We start from the raw sequence: 4,644 nt of genomic DNA on the forward strand, positions 1-4,644 counted from the left end.
ATCCCACGGTGTAATAACGTTCTGTTTTCGCGGCTTTATTTTGAGTACGGTTTTGCTTAGAATGCGCCTTAGCCATGTTCAACTCCTAGATAGTTGCTTGTGGTGAGCGGCGTTGATGTGTTGCAACCACATCTGCGCCGCGTTAAATCAGATCATTCAAATAATCGCCTTGCCTGATGTTTTAAAATCAGGGCATCCAACACCGCCGTCACCGAACGCTGCTCTTCCTCATCCATCTGTTTTACCGCTTCAAACTTCAGCTTCAGTTCATCCTGCGGCTCGCGTTCTTCTTCCTCAAATATCAGCCAGTCCGCCGACACATTAAAGGTGAGCGCAATCCGCTTAAGAATGTCTAAAGAGGGCTGTGACTCACCAGATTCATAGCGGCGCACCTGAGTCAGATGTATGCCTACCCGATCAGCCATCTGAGGCTGGGTCAGGCTATGCTGCTTGCGCAGTTGTAGAAAACGGGCAGAGAAACTCATCCAGTCGGTTCCTTTGTCAATATTGATGAGTTCCATTATCGCCCCCCGTTCTAAATAGACTTGACTAAGTGACCTCTATGGAGCATATAATAATATCTATAGAGAGCATTGACACGGTTTTAAAAGGAACATTTTTATGGCTCGCATTCCCGACGCAAAATTACAGCACCTGAAAGCCGCCGTCTCCTTAGTTGCTGTTATTGAGCAGCAGGGACGGAAGTTAACCCCGCGTGGCAAGGATATGATCGTGCTGTGCCCGTTCCATCAGGAAAAAACCCCGTCGATGGTGATCACGCCATCGAAGAACCTCTATCACTGCTTCGGCTGCGAGGCGGGCGGCTCGGTGCTGGACTGGGTGATGAAAACGGAGAACTTAAGCCTGCGCCATGCCGTGGAACGGTTACGCGGAATGCTGGGTGGCAGCCCAGCCGTCACGCCGCTGGTTGCGCCCACTGAGCCGGAGGTGCTGGCAGACGATGAGAACGGACGGCAGGCGCTGCTGCACCGGGTGGTTGAGTTCTATCACCATACGCTGCTGAGCGCGCCGGAAGCACAGGATTATCTGGCGAAGCGGCGGCTCAACCATCCTGAGTTAGTGGCGCAGTTCAAGCTGGGCTTTGCCAACCGCACGCTGGCTTACCGTCTGCCACCGAAAAAAGTGAAAGCGGGTGAGGCGATCCGCCGCCGCCTGCGGGTAGCCGGCATCATGCGCGAGTCCGGGCATGAACATTTTGTCGGTTCGCTGGTTGTGCCGGTGATCGGCCCTGAGGGGCAAGTGCAGGAAATGTACGGGCGTAAAATCGGCGAGCGGTTGCGGGGCGGCACGGCCACACATCTTTATCTGCCGGGCAAACATGCCGGGGTCTGGAATGAGCAGGCACTGAGGGCGTCAAAATCCCTCATCCTGTGTGAATCGCTGATTGATGCGATGTCGTTCTGGGTAGCCGGGCATCGCAATGTCACGGCGGCTTACGGGGTGAACGGCGTCACCGCTGACCACTGGCAGGTGTTTAAACAGCACGGCATCAGGCAGGTGCTGATCGCATTCGATAATGACAGCGCAGGCAATGACGCGGCGGTAAAACTGGCGGCGGCGCTGCTTGGCAAAGGTATTGCGCCGTTACGCGTGGTGTTCCCGCCAGAAATAGATGCGAATGAATATCTGTGCCAGGTGGCCGAACCAGAGACGGCCTTCTCACTGCTGATTGAGGGCGCGGTGCCGATGCAGGCGGCCAGTGATGTGGAAGTGGCCGCGGTGACTGAAAGCCCGTTACAGGCGACCCCCCTGTCGCCTTTAGCGGCTGAGGTAGCCGCCCCGCCGCCTGTGCCCGGTGTGGTATGGGAAACGGGCGCGGCCGGGGAGCTGCTTATCTCGCTGGGTTCGCTGCGCTGGTGCATCCGGGGGCTGTCGGGCGTGAAAGCGGGGGCGGTTGCCCTGAAACTCAATGCGCAGGTTATTGATACGCAAAGCGGGGTGATGTTCGTTGACAGTCTGGACTTGCTGAGCGCCCGCAGCCGTCAGGGCTATGCGCGGCTGGCCGCCGCTGAGCTGGGGCTGGCCGACGGGAAACTCCGGCGGGCACTGGGACAGGTGTTACTGGCCGTTGAGCAAGGGCAGCAACAAGCCGGGACGCCCAACACCGTGCAGCCTGAACTGAGTGCCGAGGAACGGTCGGCCGCACTGGCCTTGCTGCAAGACCCGAACCTGACCGCGCGTATCACGGCTGATTTAGCTGCCTGTGGCGTGGTCGGTGAATCGACCAATCTGCTCGCGGGGTATCTGGCGGCGGTGAGCCGCAAACTGCCCAAACCCTTAGCCGTCCTGATACAGAGCAGCAGTGCCGCCGGGAAATCGTCATTAATGGATGCGGTGCTCAACCTGATACCGGAAGAAGAACGCATCCAGTACAGTGCCATGACCGGCCAGAGCCTGTTCTACCTCGGTGAAACCAATCTCCAGCACAAGATACTGGCCATTGCCGAAGAAGAAGGGGTGCGGCAGGCCGCTTATGCGCTCAAGCTGTTGCAGAGTGACGGCGAGCTGACGATGGCGAGCACCGGCAAGGACGAAGCAACCGGGAACCTCGTCACCAAAAGCTACACGGTGAAAGGCCCGGTGATGCTGATGCTGACGACCACGGCGATCGATGTCGATGAAGAGTTATTAAATCGCTGTCTGGTGCTGACCATCAATGAAACCCGCGAACAGACCGAAGCCATCCATGCGTTGCAGCGGCATAAGCAGACCCTTGAAGGGTTGCTGGCCGAGAACGAGCGCGACTATCTGACGCAGTTGCACCAAAACGCCCAGCGGTTATTGCGTCCGTTGAATGTGGTCAATCCCTATGCCAGCCAGCTGACCTTTATGTCCGACAAAACCCGCACCCGCCGCGACCATATGAAATATCTCACGCTTATTCAGAGCATTGCCCTGCTGCACCAGTACCAGCGTGAAGTGAAGGTGGCTGAACATCGCGGCAGGCGGCTGGAATATATCGAAGTCACGAAAGACGATATCCGGCTGGCGAACCAGCTCGCGCATGACATCTTAGGCCGGACGCTCGACGAGATGCCGCCGCAGACCCGCAAGCTGTTGTTGCTGATACAGCAAATGGCTCATGACATGGCCGGAAACGGGCAGAAGACGTTACGCGACGTTCGCTTTACCCGGCGGGATATCCGCGCTTACACGAACTGGAGCGACAGCCAGCTTAAGCTGCATTGCCAGCGCCTGAGTGACATGGAATACCTGCTTATCCACGGCGGCAGTCGCGGGCACCTGCTGCAATACGAACTGCTCTGGGATGGTGATGGCGACAGTGCGCACTTAAGCGGCCTGATTGTCCCGGTATGATCCGCGCAAGTCTGGAGAATGATGGCACAAGTTTAGGCCAAGTCTGCCCCAGGTCTGGGCTAAGTCTGGGTGAGAAAATGGCCGCCAGTCCGCATTCAGAAAGGCATTAACGCCCGCAAGTCTGACTCAGCGAAAAATCACTGTTCCGGCCTCCCTGATAAACGCAGTCATACCGTAGCACCGGAACGGCCTGTTCACCCGCCCACAGAGGAAAACCGTCATGGAAACCCAACCGACTTTTACCCTTGCCACCCTGCGCCAGCAGCTTGAGGCGTATCTGGATACCGTTGTTGACCGTGGATACAGCAAACGCACACAGGAAGCCTACCGGGAGCGGCTGCGCCCGTTCGTGGACTGGTGCGAACTGCGTGACGTCCGCTATGCGCCACAGGTCTCACTGGCCTTACTGGAGAGCTGGCAGCGCTACCTGCGCAGTTACCGCAAGGCTGACGGGCAGTATTACACCAACGGCGGCCTGATAAACCGCCTGAGCGCGTTGCGGGGCTGGTTCCGCTGGCTGCTGAAACGCCATCATATCCTGTATAACCCGGCGGAGCTGCTGGCAATGCCGAAAGAAGAAAAGCGGCTGCCTGCACAGGTGTTAAGTGAAGCCGAAACCGAAGCGGTACTGATGAGCATTGATATCCGGACGCCGCTGGGGTTGCGTGACCGTGCCTTGCTGGAAGTGTTCTGGAGTACGGGTATCCGCCGTAATGAACTGCTCCACCTGAAGCTGGATGATGTTGACAGCGGGCGGGGCGTTATTGTGGTGCGGCAGGGAAAAGGCCGCAAAGACCGGGTTGTGCCCATCGGGGAACGGGCGCTGTCATGGGTAAACCGTTATCTGACCGATGTTCGCCCCCGGCTGGCGTGGAAATATGACAGTGGTTATCTGTTTATTACCATCAAAGGGCAACCACTGGCACGCAGCACCGTGACGCTGATGGCCGGGAAAGCAATCAGGGAACAGGCCAGACTCAATAAACCGGGGGCGTGCCACCTGTTCAGACATTCGATGGCCACGCAGATGCTGGAGAACGGGGCGGATACCCGGCATATCCAGGCGATACTGGGGCATGAGAAGCTGGAAACGACGCAAATCTATACACGGGTTGCCATCGGACACTTAAAGGCCGTGCATCACCAGACGCACCCCGCTGAACGGGATGGAAAGGCAGACAGCGGCACGGCGCAGGCGGAAACGGCGGCGCAAGGCAGTGACGGCAGTGGTACGGGACAGCCCGATCATCCCCGTTGAGTCGGGCAGGGTGCGGTGCGGGGGCAGACCGTGGCCGGACTGCCCGT

4 protein-coding genes are annotated in these 4,644 nt (G+C 58.1%); 3 read left to right on the plus strand and 1 reads right to left on the minus strand.

The features are described from left to right. Positions 1-152: 152 nt before the first annotated feature. Positions 153-485 carry a helix-turn-helix domain-containing protein gene (locus H8A87_RS00330; RefSeq protein WP_332460308.1) on the minus strand — a complete coding sequence of 111 codons (333 nt, stop codon included), beginning with the start codon at positions 483-485 and terminating at the stop codon, positions 153-155. A 136-nt stretch (positions 486-621) separates the two neighbouring features. On the opposite strand from H8A87_RS00330, the gene H8A87_RS00335 reads away from it, so the two are divergent. From H8A87_RS00335 to xerC, 3 genes are all read left to right on the plus strand, one after another. Next, on the plus strand, positions 622-3,339 hold the full coding sequence (locus tag H8A87_RS00335) for a CHC2 zinc finger domain-containing protein (RefSeq protein ID WP_198688052.1): 2,718 nt from the start codon (positions 622-624) through the stop codon (positions 3,337-3,339). Positions 3,340-3,408: 69 nt separating this feature from the next. Further along, a complete protein-coding gene (locus tag H8A87_RS00340) occupies positions 3,409-3,609 on the plus strand; it encodes a hypothetical protein (protein ID WP_198688053.1) in 201 nt (66 codons plus the stop codon). Continuing rightward, a complete protein-coding gene (gene xerC / locus H8A87_RS00345; protein WP_198688054.1) occupies positions 3,560-4,597 on the plus strand; it encodes a site-specific tyrosine recombinase XerC in 1,038 nt (345 codons plus the stop codon). Before H8A87_RS00340 ends, xerC begins: the two co-directional genes overlap by 50 nt. Positions 4,598-4,644: the final 47 nt, after the last annotated feature.

It is taken from the genome of Xenorhabdus lircayensis (assembly GCF_016306625.1).
Classification (GTDB): domain Bacteria; phylum Pseudomonadota; class Gammaproteobacteria; order Enterobacterales; family Enterobacteriaceae; genus Xenorhabdus; species Xenorhabdus lircayensis.